This is a genomic window from Maribacter sp. C-4077 (assembly GCF_055378385.1).
Genome location: NZ_AP038807.1, coordinates 2931312 through 2950484 on the forward strand (window position 1 = coordinate 2931312; position 19173 = coordinate 2950484).

The window sequence follows — 19173 nt, forward strand, 5'->3', positions numbered from 1 at the left end:
TCTTTAGATCGGTTCAATTAATTTCAAATACTTTTTTAATTGAAATGGGTAATTCCACTTCTTATGGGTATATAATTTCTTTGTTTCCAAGCTGTTGTTTGAAATACTGTTGAAGAGTTGCGCAAGGCTTTCAGAATCCTCGTAGAAATATGAGTTTTCGTATAAATCGGGCATTACGCTCATTTCTTGGGGTGTGATTAAAGGTTTTTTATAGGCAAATGCCAAATTATAGGCTCCTGTTATCTTGTATTTCAAATAATTCTGTTCCGTATTGGAAACCGGTGCCATAATGAAATCAGAAGTTTTTATATACTCGTGAAATATTTCATTTTCTATAAAGTGATCGAAAGTGATTAGGAAAGGGGTTAAATTCAGCTCTTGGACTTGTGAAGAGAACAGGGCAACATCCGGATTTTTTGGATTCATTTTTCCCAAAATAATAATCTTGAGGTTGGTATTCTCCAATTCCAATCTGGACAATGCTTCCAGTACTATCTTATAGTTTCTTCTTTTATAGTTGACCTCCCCAGGGATACAAATCCAAACATCATTCTTTTTATCCATTATTTTCGAACTTGGGAATTTCGGGAAATAAATGGGATAGTAAGGAAAAAGCCGAATGTTCCTATCATTAATTACTGTAGAATCCACCAAAAAATCGTTCAGGACATAGTAGTTCTGAATCCGTTTACTAATGATTTTTTGTGAAAAACTGCCGTTCAGTTTTTTTAAATTATGGATACTCCCAAAGCATTTGATTCTTTTTGGCAACAGCCTGGTAAGTGCAATCGTTTCCTTATTACTACTGGCCGTATTGAAAATTACCACATCAAATCCATTTCTAACAATATATTGGTAGGTTGTAAACCAATTGTAAATTCTTTTTATAAAAAAAGAGGAGCTCCGTGGGTCTAGAAATCTAGTTTTGCTCGTTTCTATACCATAATGAACTATGTTTTTATGGATCTTTGGATGTATTATTAAATGAACATCGTAATTGGCGTCCTTTAGAAATCGGATTTGACTGTATAAACATTCTTCATGGTACGTGGTTAGCTCTATAAGGGCTATTTTCTTTTTGAGCATGTTTATCTTCTATTAATTTTCAAAGATACTGGAAGACTTTTATATTTTTGCCAAACTATGACCAATACACCAGAGGACCTAAAAATAAGTGTAATTGTGAGCACCTACAATGCGGAGGAGTGGCTCAAGAAGGTTCTTTGGGGTTTCAACCAGCAGACGTTCAAGAATTTTGAAGTGGTCATTGCCGACGATGGGTCCAAACCCGCGACCAAGGAGTTGTTGGACCAAATGTCGAAGGAGGTATTTTACCCAATCGTGCATGTATGGCAGGAGGACGATGGGTTTCAAAAGTCAAGAATCCTAAACAAAGCGGTCGTTGCGTGCCGGACGGATTATATTATTATGACCGATGGCGATTGTATTCCCCGGGAGGATTTTGTGCATGTGCATTACATCAATAAGGAACCTGGTTATTTTATTTCTGGTGGATATTACATGTTGCCGATGAATATTTCCAAATTGATAAGCCTTGAAGATATCGAACAGCAACGTTGTTTTGATATCCATTGGCTCAAGGAAAAGGGCATCCCCAAAACATTTAAGAACAACAAGTTAACGGCCAGCGGCCTTATTTCAAAGGTATTGAATTGGGTCACACCAACGAACGCCAGTTGGAACGGCCATAATTCATCGGGGTGGAAACAGGATATTTTGAACGTGAACGGTTTTGATGAGCGAATGCAGTACGGCGGTCAGGATAGGGAGCTGGGTGAACGCCTTTTCAATTTCGGGATCAAATCTAAGCAATTGCGATACAGTGCCGTTTGTGTGCATTTAGATCACAAAAGAGGATACAAAACTCCGGAATCCATTGCAAAAAACCAGGGGATTAGAAAAAAGACAAAAAAAGAAAAGAGGGTTTGGACCTTTTACGGCATTACCAAATAGTAGGCCAACTCGTTTTTTTGTTCCAGACGCTTTAGTTCCCTGAATCTTTCCAAGACGCCAAGTGCGTTCAAATAGCAGATTACATAACCTTTTTTGCCGTCCAAAAACCCAAGTCTTAGAACATAATGGTTAAAGAACTTCCAACCAGTTTTTAGGTACATCGCGGCATAATTGAATTTTCGTTCGCGGTAGAAACATTCAATTGCCTTTAATCTACCATAATTTAACATTTTGGACTTGTAGTCCTCGTAGTTTTTATAGCAATAATGGGTAAGTTTTTCATTTAGAATACCAGAAGTACCTTCCACATCCAACGTCTCATGGACGATTCTCCTATCCGAAAATTTAGCTTTGCTTTTTCTAAAGAGTCGGTAATTCTTGTCAGTTTGCCATCCGCTGAACCTTAATTTCTCGTTTTGGAACATGAACTGTCTGAAGAACCAATACGCCACGATTTCAGTTTGTTTGGAAACCGTTTCCAAAATTTCATTTTTCAAGGGTGTAGGCACAATTTCATCGGCATCCAAAAATAGCACCCAATCATGGGTCGCCTGCTTGAGCGCGAAGGACTTTTGGGCGGTAAAATTTTCAAATGGATTTTGAATGACTTTTACCTTGTGATGCTTTAAAAGATATTCATAGGTGCCATCCGTACTAAAGGAATCCACCACAATGATTTCGTCAACAAAGGAAACGGACTCTAAACACTTTTCAATGTATCCAATCTCATTGTAGGTGATTATCAGGGCCGTAATTTTTTCTCTATTACTCATCATATTTTTCGAATAAGTAGGGTCGATAGCATTGGGCTAACAAAGGTATAACAAAAAAAAAAGGCAAAAATTGTAATCCTTGGTAGATTTCTTACAAATTGCTTTAAAGACCCATGTTTTTAAGGAGATGTTAAAACCCGTTTAGGGTTGCGTTTCGAAGTTTATTTAAATGGATTTCACTTAAAACATCACTTAAATTTCAATGCCCCTTAAAAATATTAGGCCGATATTTTCAATAGTATAAAAATCGAAAACATCGGCCCTTGAAATTTTTTACAGATTTCTTTATACGGCTACATCATACTCTCTAAGCGCTTCGTTCAAGGAAGTTTTTTTGTTGGTACTTTCCTTACGTTTGCCAATGATCAAGGCGCAAGGCACCTGATATTCGCCCGCCGCGAATTTTTTGGTATAGCTACCTGGAATTACAACCGACCGGGGCGGCACAAATCCTTTGTTCTCGACAGGCTCGTCTCCCGTAACATCGATTATCTTTGTGGAGGCCGTAAGCACCACATTAGCACCCAAAACGGCTTCTTTACCTACTCGAACGCCTTCAACTACGATACATCGAGATCCAATAAAAGCATTGTCCTCTATAATGACCGGGGATGCCTGCAAGGGTTCCAAAACTCCTCCAATTCCTACGCCTCCACTTAGGTGAACGTTCTTTCCTATTTGAGCACAGCTACCTACCGTCGCCCAGGTATCAACCATGGTTCCTTCATCCACGTATGCGCCAATATTTACATAACTGGGCATTAGGATAGTCCCTGGGGAAATGTAGGCACCATGTCTAGCCACGGCATTGGGCACAACCCTGATACCTTTTTCCTTATAGCCTTTTTTCAAAGGCATTTTATCATGATATTCAAAAATACCCGCTTCTAAAGTCTCCATTTTTTGGATAGGGAAATAAAGTACCACAGCCTTTTTTACCCACTCATTGATTTGCCAATCGTCCCCGTTAGGTTCTGCGCAACGTAATTTTCCCGCATCAATAAGGTCAATGACCTCTCTAATGGCGTTTTGGGTATCCGTTTCTTTTAAAAGGTCCCTGTTTTCCCATGCTTTTTCTATGGTATCCCGTAATTCTGTCATCTGTATTAAAATTTTGTCAAATATAAGCGGAAGCCTAGGAATTCCCTATCGGTCTATCTTCATATAACAAATTATCCTTTATTTTTGCCAAAAATTTAAAGTGGGAAGAATTCTTGCGTTGGACTATGGTCAAAAGAGAACGGGCATTGCGGTAACGGACGAGTTTCGCATCATTGCATCGGGACTGACAACGATACCTACGGATGAAATCATTCCATTTTTGACCCACTATTTTAAGGAGGAGTCGGTCGATGTACTTGTCGTTGGGGAACCCAAACAAATGAACAACCAGCCATCGGAATCCGAAGTATTTATAAAACCGTTTTTGACAAAGCTGTCCGAAGCCTTTCCCGATATAAAAATCGAACGTCAGGATGAGCGGTTTACCTCTAAAATGGCATTCCAGAGTATGTTGGATAGTGGGTTGAAAAAAAAGCAGCGAAGGAACAAGGAACTGATCGATGAAATTAGTGCAACGCTCATTTTACAGGATTATTTAAAGAGAATCTAAATGATATTACCAATTGTAGCCTATGGCGACCCGGTCTTGAGAAAGGTAGGGGAAGATATTGATAAGGACTACCCAAAACTATCCGAGCTTATTTCCAATATGTGGGAAACCATGTACAATGCCAGTGGCGTTGGGTTGGCCGCACCCCAGATAGGATTGCCCATTCGATTGTTCGTGGTGGATACTACACCTTTTTCGGACGATGAGGACCTTTCTCCCGAAGAGCAAAAGCAGCTGAACGGTTTCAAAAAGGTATTTATAAACGCCCAAATTGAGGAAGAGACAGGTGCCGATTGGCCTTTTAACGAAGGCTGTCTAAGTATTCCGGATGTTCGCGAAGACGTTAATAGAAAGGAGCGGATACGGATTACGTATTTAGATGAAAATTTCAAGGAACACGAGGAAACCTACGACGGACTATTGGCCAGGGTCATTCAGCATGAGTATGACCACATTGAAGGGATTCTGTTTACGGATAAACTTTCCTCCTTAAAAAAGCGATTGCTAAAGGGAAGGCTGGCCAATATATCCAAAGGGAAAATAAGCGTGGATTACAGGATGCGCTTTCCCAATGTAAAAAAAGGAAGGTAAAGGGATTTAATTCATAAGAAAAGTGGCATCTTTGCCCACTCAAAAAAAATAAAAAATAGTGCCTATGGGTTTGGAGAAAATTTTGTCGGTTGCCGGTAAACCTGGATTGTATAAATTGATAACACAGACACGGACGGGTTTTGTGGCGGAGTCTCTATTGGACGGTAAGAAGATCAGTGTAGGTTTGCGAAGCAACGTCAGTGTACTTTCTGAAATAGCCATATATACTTTGGACGAGGAATTACCATTGCGGGATGTTTTCTTAAAGATTCAGGAGAAGGAAAATGGTGAAAAAACATCGGTAAGCCACAAGGACGAAAAGATAAAATTGGAGGAGTACTTTTTTGAGATATTGCCCAATTACGATGAGGATAGGGTGTATACCAGCGATATCAAGAAAATCATTCAGTGGTACAACCTTTTGGTAGAAAATGATTTGGCCGATTTCTCTAAGGAAGAAACTAAGGACACTGAGAAAAAAGAGAAAAAAGAGTAGATTGTTAGAGATCTAATTTTATAAAAGGCCCTCATTCAGGGTCTTTTTTTATGGAATACGAAATCGAAGAATGCTTTAGAATCTTCATAGAATTTTGGTCGTGGGGCGAAAAAAGCTCTCCTCCCCGGGTAGGGAAGGGTGTTCCGCGACAGCGGAACGGGGATGGTGAGGCAGTAAACAGATTCTTCCTCCTCGCTACGCTCGTCATCAGAATGACAACGGACACCCATTTGTCTTATTGAGCAAAGCGAAGTATCCAATGTAGTAAAGATTGCCCAAAGGGATACCGAGCAGCGGAACGGGGAGGGCCGGGGTTTTCTTTCCGATACTTTTTCCATCGCCGAAAAAGTATCCAAAAAGGCTAGGCTGATTTTAGGATACTTGAAATCCAAGAAGTCCTTGGCCCGCAGCGCCCAGGCCGTTTCCGATTGCATCGGAATACTATTTGGGCGATTTCCTTTTGGCCAATTCCAAGGCCTTCCGGATTTACTATGCATCCCAAAATAGGCCGGTTTACTCCTTAAAATGCATTTAAGTTAACTGCTACAATTAAAACCCAAAAAAGCTCCCCTCCCGAGGTAGGGAAGGGTGTTCCGCGATAGCGGAACGGGAAGGGTCGGGTTTATGGCAGTTGTTGCCACCTTCATTTTCTTTGGTTCTTCAAAGAAAACGAAGCAAAAGAAAGAAGACTTTCCAGTAGGAATTTTTACTTCGTAAAACCCATCTCGAAACTCGGCCGTTCCGCTTCACGGAACAGGTTCCATCCCGAGCTTTCTCGATGTATTCTTTTGGAAAGGGAACCACTCATTCATCTTTAGGTTTTTAATTCGCCATTTGTAGAGTTGGGTGCGATTATCTCAATTGCCTAAAAAAAAGCTCCCCTCCCTGGTCAGGGAGGGGAGTTACGCGATAGCGGAACGGGGAGGGTTGGGATTTCCATACGCTCAGATTCCTACTCCCTCTTTCCTATTAAATCAAAAAATCCTTAATCCTTTTCTATCGTTTCGTACGTGTATTTGCTTTTCTTCCAATCAATCAGTTTGGAAGGGTAGTAATTCACATTGTTCCGCTCTAAGAATGGTGCCTGGTCTGCCAATCGGACTTTGTAGTTTTCCCAATCCCTGTTTTCAGGTACCGTCCACGCAAGTTCTGAATATCCAATCATACGTGGAAACGCCAAATACTCCAATTCGCTGATATTGGTAATGGTTTCAGACCATAGGGGAGCTTCGGTTCCTAAAATATTTTCCTTTGGAATTCCGTAATCCTCCGGAGACCATTGGTAGGCCGAATCCACCGGAATGTAGGCCGCCCAGTGAAGCCCTAGGTCGGTCAGGGTATCGTATTTCATATCCAGATAGGCCTTATTCGCAGGAGAGACGATGACTTTCATATTTTTTGCCACCGCTTTCTTTGCATTTTCTTCACTGGCCCACCATTGTGCAATGGCGTTGGAGTCAATATCTGCATTGGCAACTTCGTCCCAACCGATCATGCGCTTGCCGTGTTTTTGCACAATTTTCTCCACCTTGTTCACAAAATGGATATAGTCGTTCTTTTTGGTAACATGGCTTTCATCCCCGCCCATATGGAAATAGGGGCCAGGGGTCATTTCGGAGATTTCCCGAACCACATCGTCAATAAAGGCATAGACCGTATCCTTGCGGGTATCAAAGGTGCTAAACCCTACCTGCATGCCCGTGTATAGTTTTGGCGTTTTTCCATTGCCGTTCAAGATGGGATAAGCCACGGAGGCCGAGTTCGTGTGTCCGGGCATGTCCACTTCGGGTATAATCGTCATATAGCGTTCCTGTGCATAACGCACGATTTCCTTATAATCCTCTTGGGTGTAAAATCCGCCGGGACCCCCGCCCACTTCCGTGCTGCCACCAATCTCCGTCAGTTTTGGCCAGGACTTGATTTCGATGCGCCAGCCCTGATCGTCCGTCAGGTGTAGGTGCAACATATTGATCTTGTAGTAGACCAATAGGTCGATGTATTTTTTCACGTCCTCCACACTGAAAAAATGTCGGGCTACGTCCAGCATGGCACCCCGATAGCCAAAATTGGGATTGTCCGTTATTTTCCCCGATGGTATGGGCCAAATTTTCTGGGCGGCCAGGGTATCATTGCTGGTATTTGGAACCAATTGACGCAAGGTCTGGATACCTCTAAAGGCACCTTCGGCGGTATTTGCGTTCAAGATGATGGAGTCCTGATTGATGTACAGCTGATAGGCTTCGGGAGCGTTCAATTCAAGACTGTCCGACTGGTTGATGTAAATGATCCGTTCCACTGTGTTGGTATTTTCTCCGTTCACGGGCACGTCCAAGTCTATGTGCGCCTTTATTTTTTCCGCTAAAAATTCGCCAACCTTGTCAAAGCCCGTGGCATTTTTGGAAGTGTAAATGGCGGTGAATTGATCCAGTGCAAAAGCCGAATTCGTTGGAATCACCTTTACAGGCTTTGGAATTAAGCTAATTATTGCCAAATCCGTTTCGGGCATTTGGATGCGTGGTTTTTCAGGTTCGTTTTGACAGGCCAAAAAGACTTTCCCAAGGGACAGGAAAAAAAAACTTCTGATGAAAACAGTTTTGATCATTGCTGTGGTTTAGGGGTTGTTTACTAAATGTTGCATGGCATGGAACCAAATGTCATATCCTTTTTGGTTCATGTGAAGGCCATCTGATACAAAGATATCCTTTTTGACTTCTTTCCCTTTAAGCATGGGATACCAGACATCCGCAAAGAGGAGGGATACGTCCTTTTTGGTCAATCTTAGGAATTTTCTATTGAGGCGTTTGTATTTTCTCCGCAAGTGCCATCTGCTGATACTGGGCTTGGCCGATATCAACACAATTTTCATGTCCGGGTTTTGTCTTCTGAGTTTGCCGATAATCATTTCCGTAGTGCCGATGATCTTCCGTGGTCTTTTTTTGGCCGAAATATCATTGTCCCCTTCGTAAATAAAAACTTTGGTGGGATTGTACCGAATCACTAGGGTGTCCAAATAATAGAGCAAGTCCGATGCCTGGGAGCCACCAAAACCGGCATTTAGTACCTGATGCTCTGGAAAGGAAGCTTGTAAATTGTCCCATTTACGTATACTGGAACTCCCCGTAAAAACAATGGTTTCCTTGTTTGGGTCCCAAAGGGAATCGTTTTTTTGGGTCAATGCCTCGACTTCTTCAGCAAAGGCGGGTCTTTCTTGGGCCGATAGCCAAAATGTGGTGCCTAAAAAGAAAATTATTAGAAGGATACTACCTTTTATTAAGGGTATTTTAATTTTCAAGATTAGAATATTATTTGGGTTCAACTTTATCAATTACTTTGCTTAATATCCCCAGAGTTTATCTCCACCTCCCACCAATCATAAAACCGTTGGATCCAATCATCAGAGGGTAGGTTTTGTTGTTTCATGCCAAATCCGTGTCCGCCTTTGGAATACATGTGCAGCCCTACGGTTTTGTTTGCCTTGAGCCATGAGGAATAAAGTTCAATGCTCCCGGCGGCCAATCCCAAGGGGTCGTCCGTGGCGCAGATGACCAGCATGGGTGGCGCGTCCTGTGGCACTTCCTGAACGGGTTGGGCCGTGGTCCAGGGATATACGGGCACCAGGAAGTCGGGCCTGTTTTTTTCGTTGTAGTTGTACGCCACGCCCAGGGTGACGGCACCCCCGGCGGAAAAGCCCATAAAACCGATTTTATTTGGGTCCAGTCCATATTTTTCCGCATTTGACCGTACATGGTCAATGGCGTTGAGTCCATCCTGAACCGAAAAAGGAAGCACCGGTGCTACCCGTTGCATAATTTGCATGGGATTGGTGGCGCCTTCTTGGGTAATTTCCTGTACACCGTCCGCTCCTGTGGGAACCAAACGGTATTTCAACACAAAGGCCGTAATGCCCCTTTCGGCCAACCATTGGGCTACAAGATTGCCTTCACTTTCTATGCTTAAGGCATATAGGCCTCCCCCGGGAGCTACAATAACGCTGGTTCCATTGGGCTTTTCGGGTGCAAATACCTCCATGGTGGGGGTAGAGACGTTGGTGACCACCTGGGTCTGCCAAATATCCGAAAAGTATTCCTTCTCGCCTCCTTCCCACTGTACAGTTGGTGGGATTTGATGGGGCAAGTCAATAATTTGCTGAGCAAAAATACTGCTTGAAAAGATAAGGACTAAAACTTTGATTATATGCTTCATAACTATCTAATTAATTCAATAACAAAAATACGCCTGCTGCCATTAGGGCACCTATAACCGGGCCCAAAACCGGCACCCAAGCATAGCTCCAATCGCTCTTTCCCTTGTTTTTCAAAGGCAGGATGGCATGCATGATCCGTGGCCCCAAATCCCTAGCGGGATTGATAGCATAGCCCGTGGGACCGCCCAATCCAAAACCGATGCCCATCACCAAGAGGGCTACGGGAAGGGCATCTAGGGACCCTAGGGAAATCGGTTCGTTGGCCAAGGCACCACCAGCGATGTAGAACACCCCAAAAACGAGGGCGAAGGTGCCGATCGCTTCGGTAACCACGTTCCAACCATAGCTTCGCACGGCCGGTGCCGTACTGAAGGTGGCCAATACAGCATCGGTATCATCGGTAAGGTCATATTGTTTTTTATAGGTGAGCCATACCAAAAAATTGCCGACCATGGCCCCAAAAATTTGGGCAATGATATAGCCGGGCACCAAGGTCCAGGAAAATTTTCCGGCGGCGGCAAGCCCAATAGTCACGGCGGGATTCAAATGGGCACCGCTGACATCAGCAGATATAAAAACCCCAATGAAGACGGCAATTCCCCAAGCCAGGGAGATGCCAATCCATCCGCTATCGGCACCTTTGGTGCCTTTTAAAACAAGATTTGCCACGACCCCGTTGCCTATAAGGATAAGCATTCCTGTACCGATGATTTCAAAAATATATGATGTCATAGTTGGTTGGTTTATACTTTTTAAAGAGTTAGAATTATAATTTCAAGTTTAAACTCCAAATTGTCTCAGGTGATGGTCCAAATGTTTGGAAAAGAGGGTGTTCCATTCCGTTTGGGTGAGGGGTCCAAAAGCATAGGATTCCTTCCCGTCAAAGTGGGCCGACCCTAGTTCCTGGGTCTTTCGCATGTTGGCAATGAGATTGTTCTTTTCCTTTTCAAAATCCCGTTCATCACTGATCTTAAATACGGGCGAAGTGGGGCCGTTTTTCTTGTATGGTTTTGGGCCTACAACGGTATTTTTTGCCAATAGCTTGATCAGGAATTTTTGGACGCCTTTGGGCCTGGGGTGTTTGTCCGTATAGGTGGTTTCATAGGCAACGTTACAATGCGCCAACATTTGGGAAACGTTCATCTTGCCCCATTTAGGGGCGGTTTCTGGAGTAAGGTTATTGATGCGCGAAATGGTTTCCTCGCATTCCTGCTTGTCGAATAAATTTTTCCAGGTCATTTTGATTGTGTTTAATTAATGCCTTTTACTTTCATCTGTAAGATATAAACGGCGTCCATGGCCGTAATAAAGAGTATGTCCCTTTCCGGGCCTCCAAAAGTGACATTGGCGGTCCAATTTTCAGGGACCTTAATGTGTTTTATTTGTTTACCATCTTTGTTGAATACCGTTACCCCATTACCGGTTAGATATAGGTTGCCTTTATTGTCCAAGGTCATACCGTCCGACCCCATCTCACAAAATAATTCCCGATCGGAAAGGCTTCCGTCCTTATTGATTTTATATACATATGTTTTTTTATCCCCCGGATCGGCGATAAACAATTTTTTGCCATTTTTGGACCCTATGATTCCATTGGGCATCACCAAATCGTCTTCAACAATGGTCAGTTGGGTACTCCCAGGAGCTAAATAGTAAACACGTCTTTTCTCGACTTCTGGTTCCCTATCTTTCCACCAATCTCTTTTGTACAGAGGGTCCGTTATATACATTCCCCCTTTTGGGTCTACCCATACATCATTGGGTCCTCCCAAAAATTTTCCCTCAAATTTTTCTACGAGTACCGTAACATTCTTTTCCGGATCAATTTTCCATAATTGATTATTTTCATCGGCACAGGATATCAGGTTCCCTTGGTGATCAAAATAGAGTCCGTTCGAACGGCCACTGGGGTGCATCCAATCTGAAACGGTATTGGTCTCTGCGTCCCATTTTACGATGCGGTCATTGGGCTGGTCCGTGAAATATACATTTCCCTCAGCGTCCCTCGCCGGACCTTCGGTAAATTTGAATTCTTCAGATACCAAAGTAAGTGAAGCACCCGCTTCTACAATATCTTGGGCGTAAGCGCAGGAGTTCAAAAGAAGTAAAGCAAAGAGTACATTTATGGTTTTCATCGATTAGTCAATAATTATTTTGTTAGTTTTTTAGTTTACTTAGTGGCACCCGGACCTTTTACGAATCGGCCAGAAAAGGTTCCCGTATGTTCCCCGTCTTTCAATATATGTCCCCCATTGACGAAGACATGCTGCATGCCCGTGGCATATTGGTGGGGTTCCTTAAAAGTGGCGTTTGCCTTGATGGTTTTTGGGTCGAAGACGACCACATCGGCAAAATACCCGGCTTTTAAAGCCCCTCTTTTTTTCAATTTTAAATTGGTGGCCGGTAGTGTCGTCAACTTATAAATAGCCTCTTCCAAGGAAATCACTTTTTCATCGCGCACAAAATGGCCCAACAAACGGGCAAAGGAGCCATAGGCGCGGGGATGGGTACTTTGTTCCAAGAAGACCCCTTCATTGGTATAAGAACCCGCATCGGAACATATACTCATGTACGGCAGTTTCAATTTCTTTTTTACGTTTTCTTCGGACATGGAAAAATAGACGACCTGGATCCTGCTGTCGTCCTCGTAGATGAGGTCTACCAAGGTTTCGTTGGCCGATTTCTGACGTTCTTCGGCAACTTCCGCCAAGGTCTTCCCGATCAAATGCCTCAGTTCTTTATTTCTAAAACCGACCAACAGAATATTCTCGGGTGGTACGTGGAAGTCGATTTCGTCCATCATCTTTTTTCGGGTGGCCGGATTTTCCATCAGCGTAATCGTCGATTTATGTCCGCCTTCCTTGGCCCATGCCGGAAGTACCACGTTCAATCCCGTAGAACTGGCATTGTACATGTACATATCCGTCGTGATGGCCAGACCTTCGGTACGGGCGGCGTTTACCATGGTAATCGCACTGTCCAACAAATGCCAATTCGCGTTCCCCGATGCCTTAAAGTGATAAATTTCGGCTGGGAGTTTCGCTTCCCTGGAAATGGTAATCAGTTCGTCCACTGCCTCCAAAAGCCCGCCTTCCTCGTCCCTAATGTGGGAAATATACATGCCGTCATACTCGGCCACTACTTTGGCCAGTTCTATTATTTCATTGGTATCGGCATGGCCACTGGGCACATAGATCAAGGAAGTGGAAAGTCCAACGGCTCCCTCTTCCATACCTTGCCGCAACAGATTTTTCATAGTTTCCATTTCTTCGGGCGAAGGAGGTCTTTTTTCTATGCCGATGGCATACTCCCGCAACGTTGCATTCCCAACAAAGGAAGCTACATTGGTGGATATGCCCTTTTCTTCCAAATAGTTGAGGTATTCGCCCAATGAGGTCCATGGGATATCGTATTTGATATCGCCCTGCCCATTCTTCATCTCCTGCTTCATCGCTTCACTTAAAGGCCCCATGGATGATCCCTCGCCCAATACCTCAAGGGTAACCCCTTGCCGGATATCCCCTTGTGAACGTCCGTCTTCCAACAGGGCCACATTGGCCCAGCTCAACATGTTGATGAAACCCGGCGCGACCGAAAGTCCAGTAGCGTCTATTTCCGCTTTGCCCACCGCATTTTCAAGGGAGCCTATGGCCGCAATGGTATCGGCATTGATGGCAATGTCACCTACGTAGGCAGCTTTGCCGGATCCGTCCAAAATCTGTCCGTTTCGGATTACTACTTCATAGGATGTTTTTTCCCGATTTTCACAGGCCGTGAAAAACGCCAATAGCAGTGTTAGACAGAGAAGGTATTGTTTTGACATCTAGAGGTTGTTTAGAAAGTCCATATTGTGTTGCATACTTTCCAAAGGCGTACTGGCGTATTCCTCCTGTTCGATCAGGATATGTTTGACTCCTGAAGCTTCCCGATTATTCATCATGGCTTTAATATCCAAACCGCCCTTGCCAAATTCCGTACTTTCCTTTTTGTCCATATCCATGTCCTTTAGATGCCAAAGTGGGAACCTACCCGGATATTTTTTGAAATAGTCCAATGGGTCCTTACCGGCCACTACAACCCAACCCAAATCAAGTTCCATATGTACCAGATTTGGGTCGGTTTGGTCCATTAGCACATCGTAAAGCACTTGTCCTTGATACGATTCAAACTCGTATTCGTGGTTGTGGTAGCCAAACTTGATACCCATTTTTTGACAAGCTTCGCCGGCCTTATTGAATTCCTCCGCCACCTTTTTATAATTGTCCAGAGTTTGGCCCTTTGAAGGCATGGAGGAGCATATCAGGTAGTCCTGACCGGAGGCAGCGGCCTCTTCCATCGTTTTTTCGAAGTGCTTGTCCAGATGTACATGGCCGCTGGCCAATTTCATGCCCAGATCTTCGCAGGCCTGTTTCATACTCTTGGGCGTGAGCCCGTAATAATGCCCTTTAGTGCTCCTGGCGGATTCTATTTCCTTTATGCCGATGTTGGCAATCTGCTCCAAGGTACCCAAAGGGTCCTTGGCCATCTGGTCCCTAAAACTGTACAGTTGCACCCCGAATTTCAGATCGGTTTCCAAGGCGAAAGATACCGAGGGCAAAAGAACCGACCCTACCGAAAAAAGCGAGGAACGGACTAAAAAATTTCTTCTATGCATGTGCTCTTAGTGTTTGTGCCGATGCGTTTTATGGAAAGCATCACAATTTCCCAAGTTACTAAAATATACAACATGGCCTGTACCCTTAGATTTGTACTTTTGCAAAAACTTTTGAAATGAATACCAGGGAGGAGAAACTAAAGGCATTTGATCGTTTGCTTACCATAATGGACGAGCTCCGGGAGGAGTGTCCTTGGGACCGAAAACAGACCATGGAAAGCCTTAGGCACTTGACCATTGAGGAAACCTATGAGTTGGGCGATGCCATTTTGGACAATGATTTAAAGGAGGTACAGGGAGAATTGGGCGATTTGCTGCTTCATATCGTTTTTTACGCCAAGATTGGTTCAGAAAGTGGAAGTTTCGATATTGCCGATGTAGCTAATGGTATTTGTGAGAAGTTGATCAATAGGCATCCACACATTTATGGCGATGTAAAAGTGGAAAAAGAAGAAGAGGTAAAACAGAATTGGGAAAAAATAAAGCTCAAGGAAGGAAAGAAAAGCGTTTTACAAGGAGTGCCAAAAAGTCTGCCCGCTATGGTAAAGGCGAATCGAATTCAAGACAAGGTGGCCGGTGTAGGTTTTGACTGGGAACAACCGGAGCAGGTCTTTGAAAAACTACAGGAAGAATTGGGGGAGTTGCAAGAAGAGGTTTCTACTGGAGATAAGGACAAGATAGAATCAGAGTTTGGTGATGTACTTTTCTCCATAATCAACTACGCCCGATTCCTGGGAATCAACCCTGAAAACGCCTTGGAGCGGACCAATAAAAAATTCTCAAAGCGGTTTCAGTTTTTGGAAATCGAGGCCCAAAAGCAGGGAAAGGCCTTAAAGGATATGAGTTTGGCCGAGATGGATATCTATTGGAACAAGGCCAAGGAAATGGACTGAATCTCTGCCTTTAAAATCGGTTTATAAAAGTATCTTTGTCGTACTAAATTTCAAACCGTGTTTTCCAACTACACCAAAGAATTCGCATACAACATAAAGCTTTCCGTGCCCGTCATCTTGGGGATGCTGGGCCATACCTTTGTGCAGTTTGCGGACAATATCATGGTTGGGCAATTGGGCACGGCAGAACTGGCTGCAGTTTCGTTGGGGAATAGTTTCGTGTTTATTGCCATGTCACTGGGCATAGGGTTTTCAACTGCCATTACACCTTTGGTCGCGGAGGCCGATGGGGCAGGGAACAAGCAAAATGCCAAGAGCGCCCTAAAACATGGATTGGTACTCTGTACCATTTTGGGTTTTTCCTTATTTCTTCTAATTCTATTGGCCAAGCCATTGATGTATTTAATGGAGCAACCGGAGGAAGTGGTGGAACTTGCCATGCCCTATTTGGATTTGGTGGCTTTCTCATTGGTGCCGCTCATCGTTTTTCAGGCCTTTAAGCAATTCTCCGAGGGCTTGTCCCAAACCAGATATCCCATGTATGCTACCATTTTGGCAAATGTGGTGAACATTACCTTGAACTATCTTTTGATATTCGGAACCTTTGGATTTCCAAAATTGGGGATTGTAGGAGCGGCGTGGGGTACCTTGATATCAAGGATCGTTATGGTATTCTATTTATGGATGCTCCTCAAGAACAAGAAAAAATTCCACGATTACGTAACCGGTTTCAACCTAAAGAACATTGAAAAACGGGTTCTACGAAAAATAATTTCCTTAGGGTTTCCATCCGCCTTGCAGATGTTTTTCGAGGTGGCCATTTTTACGGCGGCCATTTGGTTGAGTGGCGTTTTGGGGAAAAATCCGCAGGCAGCAAACCAGATTGCGTTGAACTTGAGCAGCATGACCTTTATGTTTGGGATGGGTCTTGGTGTTGCCGCCATGATCCGGGTGGGCAATCAGAAGGGACTTAAGGATTACACGGAATTGCGGCGGATTGCCCAATCCATATTTTTCCTGACCTTATTGTTGGAAATCGTATTTGCCCTACTTTTCCTTCTGGGCAGGGATTGGTTTCCCACCCTGTATTTGGACGTGGACGATAGGATGAATTTTACGGACAATACAGAAGTAATCATCTTGGCTTCCCAACTCTTATTGGTAGCCGCTTTCTTTCAGATTTCGGATGGGATTCAGGTGGTGGTTTTAGGTGCCTTGCGGGGCTTGCAGGATGTAAAAATCCCCACCTTTATTACTTTTGTGGCCTATTGGTTGATCGGGTTTCCCATTTCCTATTATCTGGGTTTACATACCTCTTTGGAGAGTGTGGGGATTTGGGTGGGACTCCTTACGGGCCTCACGGCATCCGCGATTATGTTGTATATTCGGTTTAACTATTTGACCCAAAAATTGATTCGGACTAGCTAATTTTTTGGACGTACCTTTATCCCAATTTAGTAAAATCAAACGAATGGAATTACCCAAGTTTATATTAGGCGACAATACGGATTATCCAAACGCCATCTATGTTATCCACACCGATTATCCCAGGTTTATCATTAACTTGGAGGACGATGAGGTGGAATGGCTGGAAGAATTTTCAAAGGAGGACGAAAAGGAACTGGAATCCGAGGCAGAAAACCTGATCGAGGCGGCCACTGCCTTTTATGATAGGGAAGTTTCGAGATACGAGGAATAAGGATGCTCGACCAGCTGCTACAATTAGACAAGGATATATTTATCTATTTGAATGGTTTGGGAACCCCTGCATGGGATACCTTTTGGCAATTCATTTCGCATAAATTAAGTGCCCTTCCCTTGTACCTTTCCCTTCTCATTCTTTCCTATCGGAAATATGGGTTGAAAGGCACCTTGGTTTTGGTAGTGACGGTGGCCCTCTTGATAACAGTATCCGATCAACTGAGCAATTTTTTCAAGTATGGGGTGGCTAGGTTAAGACCCTGTCATGACCCCGAAATTTCTTACCCCATGCGCCTGGTAAAAAGCTATTGCGGTGGGAAGTTTGGCTACTTTTCGGCTCATGCGTCCAACGCTTTTGCCGTTGCCTTGTTTTTTTGGATGCTTTTGAAATCGGATTTACGGTATATCGGTCTCGGCCTAGTTTTTTGGGCTATGCTGGTGGCCTATAGTCGGGTGTACATTGGGGTTCATTATCCCTTGGATGTCTTGACCGGAGCCCTGATCGGGAGTTTCTTGGGATGGTTGTTTGCGAAGTTATATATATTTGCACATCGGAAATACTCCCTATGATATCCAACCTAAGGTATTGGTTTTTAGTAGTTCTTATTGTTTTGGTGTATATCGCCGGTAGCTTTGTGACCCTCTTTGAAAACGATTCCGCCCAGTTCGCCGTGATGGCCATGCGCATGGTGAACGAGAACGATTTTATCAATCTTTTCAAGGGCCCTAACGAGTATTTGGACAAGCCGCATATGCACTATTGGCTAGCGGCCCTCTCCTATAAAATTTTAGGAATCCACGATTGGGCCTACCGCATACCCGGTATTTTGGCAACGCTGTTGGGTGCCTATAGTTGCTACGGGCTTGGAAGGCTACTGTACAACGTGGATACGGGAAAATTGGCGGCGCTCGTATTCATGAGCGCCCAGACCATAGTATTGGGAGCGATAGACGTACGTACCGATGCCGTTTTGACTGGCTTTACCATTTTCGCCATTTGGCAACTTACGGCCTATATTGAAAAAGGAAATCTTATGGCGATTCTCTTGGGAGGTGTTGGCGCCGGGATGGCCTTTTCCACCAAGGGTCAGATTGCTTTGGTAGTCATTGGATTGCCCATTTTATGCCATTTGGCCTATACCCGAAAGTGGCACCGATTTCTAAGTTGGAAGGTACTTTTGGCTCTTTTGGTTTTCGGACTGACCATTGCGCCCATGTTATATGCATATTACCTGCAATTTGACCTACATCCGGAAAAAGTGATTCGGGGTAGGGGAAACCGAAGTGGCATCTTTTTTATTTTCTGGGAACAGAGTTTTGAGCGCATGAGTGGGGAAGGCATCGGGAAGAACAGCAGTGATTACTTCTTTTTCTTCCATACCTTTTTGTGGGTCTTCCTACCTTGGACCCTTTTGGCGCTGGCTGCCTACTGGAGTAGGGCAAAGGCCTTTTTAAAAGTAAGGTTTGCCTACAAGCCCGGCCATGAATTTTTGACCTTGGGTGGGATTACCTTGGTCTTTATACTGATCAGTTTTGCCCAATTCAAACTACCGCATTACCTGAATGTTACCATTCCCTTGTTTTCGGTTCTTACGGCTTCCTTTGTGTACGATGTGCATCTGTCCGACAAAAAAAGGATGACCAAGTTTTTAATGGGTGGCCAATATTTTATCTTATCAGTGGTATTCGTGGCGAGTGCCTTGATCTGTTTTTTTGTATTTAAGTTCGATGGTCTGTTAATTCCGATACTACTGAGTGTAGCCGGGTTGGTCATTGTTTATTTTGCACTTAAAACGGAGACCTATTTTGCAAAACTCATTACCGTTTCGGTTTGCGCCTCCGTTTTGTTAAATGCGGTTTTGAACCTTCATTTCTACCCGAACCTACTCAAATATCAGGGTGGATCTAATATGTCTGCATTGATTTCGGAACATACTATATCCGTGGATAAAATTTATAAAATTGGAGATGACCATACTTGGGCCTTGGATTTTTACAACAAGTTTCCCGTACAGATCAGTTCCTTGGATGAACTAAAAAACAAAAAGGATGTTTGGGTCTATGTAAACGATGCCGAATTGGAGACCATACGACAATCCCCGCTGGACTGGGACAAGCAATTGACGGTGGATCAATTTAGAATCACCCGATTGCAGGGCAAGTTCTTAAATCCCTCCACGAGGGACCAAGTGGTGCGTAAGATGCATTTGGTGCATTTGAAGCATAAATAGGAGTATTGTTAATTAAAGTTTTTCTTTTTGTTTTAAAAAATTCC

At 43.7% G+C, this 19173-nt stretch carries 21 protein-coding genes; 9 read left to right on the forward strand and 12 right to left on the reverse strand.

Going from position 1 to position 19173, the window contains the following annotated elements:
* Positions 1–3: 3 nt before the first annotated feature.
* Complete coding sequence (locus ACZ41C_RS12575; RefSeq protein WP_464561888.1) at positions 4–1086, reverse strand: glycosyltransferase family protein; 1083 nt, start codon at positions 1084–1086, stop codon at positions 4–6.
* 57 nt (positions 1087–1143) lie between these two features.
* Here ACZ41C_RS12575 and ACZ41C_RS12580 point away from each other — a divergent pair, with 57 nt between their 5' ends.
* Positions 1144–1974 (forward strand): glycosyltransferase family 2 protein, encoded by an 831-nt coding sequence (locus tag ACZ41C_RS12580; RefSeq protein ID WP_154916764.1) that lies wholly within the window; start codon positions 1144–1146, stop codon positions 1972–1974.
* Here the strand turns inward: ACZ41C_RS12580 and ACZ41C_RS12585 are convergent.
* Entirely contained in the window at positions 1956–2750 is a 795-nt protein-coding gene (locus ACZ41C_RS12585; protein ID WP_154916762.1) for a glycosyltransferase family 2 protein, read from the reverse strand. The two genes, ACZ41C_RS12580 and ACZ41C_RS12585, sit on opposite strands and share 19 nt — an antisense overlap.
* 282 nt (positions 2751–3032) lie before the next feature.
* On the reverse strand, positions 3033–3848 hold the full coding sequence (locus ACZ41C_RS12590) for a 2,3,4,5-tetrahydropyridine-2,6-dicarboxylate N-succinyltransferase (protein ID WP_138257591.1): 816 nt from the start codon (positions 3846–3848) through the stop codon (positions 3033–3035).
* A gap of 100 nt (positions 3849–3948) precedes the next feature.
* Here ACZ41C_RS12590 and ruvX point away from each other — a divergent pair, with 100 nt between their 5' ends.
* The 3 genes from ruvX to ACZ41C_RS12605 all read left to right on the forward strand — a co-directional run bounded on the left by ruvX (position 3949) and on the right by ACZ41C_RS12605 (position 5446).
* A complete protein-coding gene (ruvX, locus tag ACZ41C_RS12595; protein ID WP_154916760.1) occupies positions 3949–4359 on the forward strand; it encodes a Holliday junction resolvase RuvX in 411 nt (136 codons plus the stop codon).
* Positions 4360–4950, forward strand: coding sequence for a peptide deformylase (gene def / locus ACZ41C_RS12600; protein ID WP_464561893.1), 591 nt, complete (start codon positions 4360–4362; stop codon positions 4948–4950).
* A 64-nt stretch (positions 4951–5014) separates the two neighbouring features.
* Positions 5015–5446 carry a DUF5606 family protein gene (locus ACZ41C_RS12605; RefSeq protein ID WP_138257594.1) on the forward strand — a complete coding sequence of 144 codons (432 nt, stop codon included), beginning with the start codon at positions 5015–5017 and terminating at the stop codon, positions 5444–5446.
* Positions 5447–5481: 35 nt separating this feature from the next.
* Here ACZ41C_RS12605 and ACZ41C_RS12610 read toward each other — a convergent pair whose 3' ends face one another.
* From ACZ41C_RS12610 to ACZ41C_RS12650, 9 genes are all read right to left on the reverse strand, one after another.
* Positions 5482–5943, reverse strand: a complete 462-nt coding sequence (locus ACZ41C_RS12610; RefSeq protein ID WP_464561896.1) for a hypothetical protein — start codon at positions 5941–5943, stop codon at positions 5482–5484.
* Between the two features lie 488 nt (positions 5944–6431).
* Positions 6432–8048 carry a beta-N-acetylhexosaminidase gene (locus tag ACZ41C_RS12615; protein WP_464561898.1) on the reverse strand — a complete coding sequence of 539 codons (1617 nt, stop codon included), beginning with the start codon at positions 8046–8048 and terminating at the stop codon, positions 6432–6434.
* A 9-nt stretch (positions 8049–8057) separates the two neighbouring features.
* Positions 8058–8738, reverse strand: a complete 681-nt coding sequence (locus ACZ41C_RS12620; RefSeq protein ID WP_464561900.1) for a GDSL-type esterase/lipase family protein — start codon at positions 8736–8738, stop codon at positions 8058–8060.
* Between the two features lie 29 nt (positions 8739–8767).
* Positions 8768–9649 carry an alpha/beta hydrolase gene (locus ACZ41C_RS12625; RefSeq protein WP_138257596.1) on the reverse strand — a complete coding sequence of 294 codons (882 nt, stop codon included), beginning with the start codon at positions 9647–9649 and terminating at the stop codon, positions 8768–8770.
* A 10-nt stretch (positions 9650–9659) separates the two neighbouring features.
* Positions 9660–10382, reverse strand: coding sequence for an MIP/aquaporin family protein (locus ACZ41C_RS12630; protein ID WP_138257597.1), 723 nt, complete (start codon positions 10380–10382; stop codon positions 9660–9662).
* Between the two features lie 48 nt (positions 10383–10430).
* Positions 10431–10889, reverse strand: a complete 459-nt coding sequence (locus ACZ41C_RS12635; RefSeq protein ID WP_464561904.1) for a DUF1569 domain-containing protein — start codon at positions 10887–10889, stop codon at positions 10431–10433.
* Positions 10890–10900: 11 nt separating this feature from the next.
* Positions 10901–11785 (reverse strand): SMP-30/gluconolactonase/LRE family protein, encoded by an 885-nt coding sequence (locus ACZ41C_RS12640; RefSeq protein ID WP_138257599.1) that lies wholly within the window; start codon positions 11783–11785, stop codon positions 10901–10903.
* Positions 11786–11820: 35 nt separating this feature from the next.
* The gene (locus tag ACZ41C_RS12645) at positions 11821–13473 is read right to left on the reverse strand and encodes an N-acyl-D-amino-acid deacylase family protein (RefSeq protein ID WP_464561906.1); all 1653 of its coding nucleotides are present in this window, start codon (positions 13471–13473) and stop codon (positions 11821–11823) included.
* On the reverse strand, positions 13474–14304 hold the full coding sequence (locus tag ACZ41C_RS12650) for a sugar phosphate isomerase/epimerase family protein (RefSeq protein ID WP_464561909.1): 831 nt from the start codon (positions 14302–14304) through the stop codon (positions 13474–13476). It lies immediately after the preceding gene.
* A gap of 116 nt (positions 14305–14420) precedes the next feature.
* Here ACZ41C_RS12650 and mazG point away from each other — a divergent pair, with 116 nt between their 5' ends.
* From mazG to ACZ41C_RS12675, 5 genes are read left to right on the forward strand one after another with little or no spacing between them, the layout of a single operon-like run.
* Positions 14421–15197: a nucleoside triphosphate pyrophosphohydrolase gene (gene mazG / locus ACZ41C_RS12655; RefSeq protein ID WP_464561911.1), complete on the forward strand. Its 777-nt coding sequence runs from the start codon at positions 14421–14423 to the stop codon at positions 15195–15197.
* A 57-nt stretch (positions 15198–15254) separates the two neighbouring features.
* Positions 15255–16625, forward strand: a complete 1371-nt coding sequence (locus ACZ41C_RS12660) for an MATE family efflux transporter (protein ID WP_464561914.1) — start codon at positions 15255–15257, stop codon at positions 16623–16625.
* A gap of 43 nt (positions 16626–16668) precedes the next feature.
* Positions 16669–16896, forward strand: a complete 228-nt coding sequence (locus tag ACZ41C_RS12665) for a hypothetical protein (RefSeq protein WP_138257604.1) — start codon at positions 16669–16671, stop codon at positions 16894–16896.
* A gap of 2 nt (positions 16897–16898) precedes the next feature.
* A complete protein-coding gene (locus ACZ41C_RS12670; RefSeq protein ID WP_464561917.1) occupies positions 16899–17468 on the forward strand; it encodes a phosphatase PAP2 family protein in 570 nt (189 codons plus the stop codon).
* Positions 17465–19129 (forward strand): ArnT family glycosyltransferase, encoded by a 1665-nt coding sequence (locus ACZ41C_RS12675; RefSeq protein ID WP_464561919.1) that lies wholly within the window; start codon positions 17465–17467, stop codon positions 19127–19129. The genes ACZ41C_RS12670 and ACZ41C_RS12675 overlap by 4 nt, the downstream gene beginning before the upstream one ends.
* Positions 19130–19173 lie beyond the last annotated feature (44 nt).